The sequence below is a fragment of the Mesorhizobium waitakense genome, from assembly GCF_056431085.1.
Genome location: NZ_JBWKME010000211.1, coordinates 1 through 4,981, shown reverse-complemented (window position 1 = coordinate 4,981; position 4,981 = coordinate 1). Strand labels below are relative to the sequence as shown.

The window sequence follows — 4,981 nt, the reverse complement described above, 5'->3', positions numbered from 1 at the left end:
CGGTGGGCGGGTGCGGGCTCATGCCCGTAAAGTCCGCCTAAAATGTTAAGGCGACGCTACCTCTAGACCTCTACTCGACACGTCGCTAACGACGCCATTCGGGAAGGATTACGTGGCCCGCATGGCTCACTGCATCGCATCCGCACGAGAGACTCGCATTAGGTGTAGTAGGACTGCAGGCGGTCTCGTTCCACTAACGAGGCATCACGGTCGTCGGCTGGGCCGTAGCCGCCTCCACCGGGAGTATGGACCTCGATCCAGTCGCCGGCACTGAGCCCGTAATTGTCGCCTTTCGAGACGTGCTCTGGCTCCACGACCGATCCACCACGGCCGATTGAGATGCGATTGGGTGCTCCCGCTTCACCGCCGAGGATCCCGGGCGGGCCAAAACGACCATGCTCCATCAGGAATGAAGCCTTTCCTCGGCCGCGCAAGAGGCGAAGCCGATAGCTGACACCGAAGCCGCCGCGAAAACGACCGGCGCCGCCCGACGCTTCTCTCAGCGAATAGGTGTCGAACAGGATCGGGTAGCGCTGCTCCAGGATCTCGATGGGCTGACTCTTCGAGATGCCGATCGTCGAGCAGCCGTTGCTCAATCCGTCGCCATTCCACCAGCCGCCATATCCACCGCCAGAGAAGTTGTACATGATGTAGTTTTCGCCGGTCTCGGGGTCGTGCCCCCCCAGACTGAGATTGCCGCTTGTGCCAGCCGGCGCGGCGAAGAGCCGGTCCGGAATTGCCTGCGACAGCGCCAGGAACACAGACTCAATCACGCGCTGCGAGACCTCGGCCGCGCATCCGGCCACCGGCCGAGGGTACTCAGCGTAGATAAATGTGCCCACCGGCTTGTGGACCGTGATCGGCTCGAAACAGCCCGCGTTCATCGGCACATCTGGGAAGATGTGCTTCAGCGCGACATAAACTGCCGACAGTGTCGTCGCCCACACCGAATTTAGCGGTCCCTGGCAAGGCGGACTTGACTTTGAGAAGTCGAATTCGATGCCGCTGCCTTTGACCTTGACCGAGAGGTGGATCTCTAACGGTTCATTGACCACGCCGTCACTGTCCACGAAGGCGCTCGCCTCGTAGGTCCCGTCCGGGATGGTCTCGATATGGGCGCGCATCATCCGCTCTGAGCGTTTCTCGAGTTCGGCGATCGCCGCCTCCACAATATTTTGCCCATAGCGGTCGAGTAGTGCCGTCAACCGGCGCGCGCCACTCGTCAAAGCGGCAATCTGCGCCTTGATGTCGCCGATGCGCTCGTCCGCAACGCGAATGTTTGCGAGCACCATGTTGACGATGTCGTCCTCCATCCGGCCACGCCTCACCAACTTGACAGGCGGGATGCGAAGGCCCTCCTGATGAATCTCGGTGGCGGTGCTGTTAAAGCCGCCGGGCACCATACCGCCGGTATCCGGCCAATGGCCCGTGTTGGCGAGATAACACCACAGTTTGCCTCGGTAGTAGAATGGCCGCACCATCTTGACGTCCATAAGGTGAGTGCCGCCGAGATAGGGGTCGTTGACGAGCACGACGTCACCTTCTTCCATATCGTCGCGCGCGACGATCACGCAACGTGTAGTCTCCTGCATGACCCCGAGGAATATCGGAAGACCGAGCTCGCCCTGCGCAATCATCCGGCCATCACCCAGGCCATAGATGCCGTTCGAGCGGTCAAAGGATTCGGAGATAACCGGAGAGAAAGAGGTCTTTTCCTGGACGAGGTCCATTTCCGAGCAGACCTGCTGCAGCCCCTTTTCGATAACGGTCAGCGTCACCGGATCCACTCCTTTGGACGCGTCCGGCTTCTTTTCCTGATGCAGCATTTTGATCCCCTTCAAATTTCCGGCCGCGCTGTCTTGGATGGTAACCACGATGTTGCCGAACTCGTCGATGCGCGACGATGTGCCAGGATCGAGGACCAGTGTTGAATCTGCCTGCTCAACAATGGCGGGGCCCTCAATGATGGCTCCGAGCGGCAGGCGATCGCGCGCGTAAACCTGCGCCTTCATCCATTGGCCGGCAAAGCAGACTCTGCGTGCACCGGTAGAGGCGTTTAGTAAGCCGCCCTCGGCCGGACGGAATATGGCGAGATCAATCTTGTTGCGGCGTCCAGTCACCGTGGTACGCACATTGACGAGGACCGGGACCATCTCGGGAAGCTCGAGATCGAAGCGCTCGCGATAGGCACTCATGAAACGTCTGAGTACGGCATCGGCATCGAAGCTGTCGGCATCCAGGGGCACGCGTAGAACATGCGACTGCCCTTTGAACAGAAGGTCAAATTCATACGCAACCTCAATGGTCTCCACTTCCACCTTTTCCTGTGCCAGCAGCGCACGCCCGGCGGCAGCCTGGTCCACCATGATGGTCGTGATGGCATCCTGATCGATGCTTGCCAGCGGGAGATTGATGGTCTGGACGAAGTCATGACGCACGTCGGCAAGAATGCAACCCAGTGCTGAGGTCAGCCCTGGGAAACGCGGTACGAGGATACGCGGGATCCCGAGCTCGCGGGCGATCGCAATGGCGTGAAGCGGGCCGGCTCCGCCAAATGGCATTAATGCAAAATCGCGCGGATCATGCCCCTTCTCGATAGAGATGAGGCGAATCGCGCCGGCCATTTCGGCGATTGCAACTTCGATGATGGCCGATGCCGCTGCGATCGGATCGAGCCCCAGAGCGTTGCCGATTTGGGCTTGCATCGCCTCCTTGATACGTTCGAGCGGCGCGGGCAGATTCGATCCCGTGACTGCATCAGGGTTTAGCCGCCCGAGCAGGAAGTTTGCATCGGTGATGGTGACCTGCTCGCCGCCGCGATTATAGCCGATCGGACCGGGGAACGAGCCGGCGCTTTCCGGTCCGACACGTAGCATGCCGGCCTTGTCGATACGGGCCAGGCTGCCGCCGCCAGCCCCGACCGTATGCATGTCGATCACCGGAATCCGCATCGGGACGCCGTACGCGAGATCCTTTTCGGCAGTGATGACGGGCACGCCGTTTACGATGAGAGCGACGTCGAAGCTGGTGCCGCCCATGTCGCCGGTAATGATGTTGTCGAAGCCGGCCGCCTTGGCGATCTCGGCTGAGGCGAGAACACCGCCGGCCGGTCCGGACATCACCGTGTGTGCGGCGTGGTCGGCGATCAGGGCCGACGACATCATGCCGCCGTTGGCCTTCATGATCAGCAGTTCATTGCGAAAGCCTTTTTCCTTGAGTTGAGCAGCGACGCTGGTGATGTAGCGGCTGACGATCGGACTGATCGCGGCATGGATCGCTGCGGTGCTGCCGCGCTCGAACTCGCGCGTCTCGCGGATGATCTCATGCCCGGCGATGACATGTTGGTTCGGCCACATCTTTCGCGCTATGCGGACGGCTTCGATTTCGTGCTGTGGATTAACGTAGGAATGGAGGAAATGGACGACCAGCGATTCCACGCCGGCCTCTACTAGTTCCCGCACGGCGGCACGTACCGCTTCAGCATCAAGGGGCGCGACGACACGGCCCTGTGCGTCCATCCGTTCGCTCACTTCGAGACGGTACCGACGCTCGATCAGCGGAACAAAATTTCCTGACAGACCGTATGCGTTGGGACGGGTGCGCCGTCCCAGCTCGAGCACATCGCGAAAGCCGGCCGTAGTAATCAGCCCGGTCAGTGCCCCCTTGCGCTCCAGAACAGCGTTGGTTCCGGCCGTAGTGCCGTGCACCAGCCAGTCGATTCCCTCCGGAGTGATGCCCAGTTCGCCGACTCCCTGCATAAAGCCGCGCGCGCGGTCGTCAACCGTTGTGGGCACTTTTGCGGTGGTGAATGTGTTTGTGGCGGAATCAAGCATCAGGAAATCCGTGAACGTTCCACCGACATCCACACCCACGCTTATGGTCATCCAACCCTCGCCTTGCAAAGTTTCACTTTTCGGAATATTATCTCAATAATCGATATTGAACAATGGACAGCCGATCTTGTCAAGCGGTGCCCGCGAAGGATGATGCAACACTTGTCGCTGCCGGACCCAAGAGCGAGAAGGCAGTTCAGCCCCAAGAAGTCATGGAGGAAAGGCTGTGTCAGCAAATGGTTCTGGACCGATCGAGCGCTATTTTCGGATCGTCGAAACCTTGGCCGCGTCACAGAACGGATTGACGCTCACCGACATTTCCCAACTCACGAACCTGCCCAAGCCGACGGCGTACCGTTTAGTGCGGTCGTTGGTCGACCTCGGCATCCTCATTAGCGACGATGCCTGGAACAAGACTTTCCGGGTTGGACCCCGCATGTGGCGCATGCTTCATCTCGGACTCAACCAGAACAAGGCCAGCGCCTATGCACAACTCGTAGTCGATGATCTTGCTGCCCTTTTCTGCGAGACCACTTATGTGGTTCGGCTTAATCACGAGCATGTTCTCTCGATAGCGCGCTCGGCCCCGGACCAGGGACACCGCCTGCATGTGCTGCCGGGAGAGCATCTGCCAGCGCATGCTGCGGCTTCCGCGAAGGCCATCCTTGCCTATCAAGAACCCGAAGTGGTTCGGCAGCACCTGCGTGAGCCGCTCGAAAACTTCACCCCGTATACCAATACGGATCTCGGCGTCGTCTTAACAGAATTCGAGGAAATCCGGCGCACGGGCTACGCACTCTGCTTCCGTGAGATCGACGAGAACATTATGGCCTACGCCTGTCCTGTGCATATGAAACCGGTCGGTGTTCTTTACGCCATCGGCGTAACCGGTCCGGTCACAAGGCTGCAGAAGCACCCGGTCGAACATTGGATCAACACTATGAAGGCCAGTGCAAGACGCCTCGCTGCGATGCTCACAACGTTGGAACGCGATTAGATTGCCGTGCGTCCATCGCGACGCGATGCGACCTGATCTTCTCATGCACGACGCGCCTCCTGTACGGAGTGCCGTCGAGGATCAGATTGACCATCAGCTTAGCTTTGGTGCGCGGATCATTAATCGAACTGGCGTAGGCGAGCGGCCAAGT

Annotated in this window: 2 protein-coding genes; one reads left to right on the top strand and one right to left on the bottom strand. The window is 59.7% G+C overall.

From position 1 onward, the window contains the following. Positions 1–158: 158 nt before the first annotated feature. Positions 159–3,884: a hydantoinase B/oxoprolinase family protein gene (locus AC07FD_RS37785; protein WP_478353960.1), complete on the bottom strand. Its 3,726-nt coding sequence runs from the start codon at positions 3,882–3,884 to the stop codon at positions 159–161. 175 nt (positions 3,885–4,059) lie between these two features. On the opposite strand from AC07FD_RS37785, the gene AC07FD_RS37780 reads away from it, so the two are divergent. After that, complete coding sequence (locus AC07FD_RS37780) at positions 4,060–4,830, top strand: IclR family transcriptional regulator (protein WP_478353959.1); 771 nt, start codon at positions 4,060–4,062, stop codon at positions 4,828–4,830. The last annotated feature ends 151 nt before the right edge of the window (positions 4,831–4,981 follow it).

Excerpts from the sequence above, each read along its gene's own strand:
- AC07FD_RS37785 (WP_478353960.1), bottom strand. The coding sequence starts at position 3,884 with ATGACCATAAGCGTGGGTGTGGATGTCGGTGGAACGTTCACGGATTTC.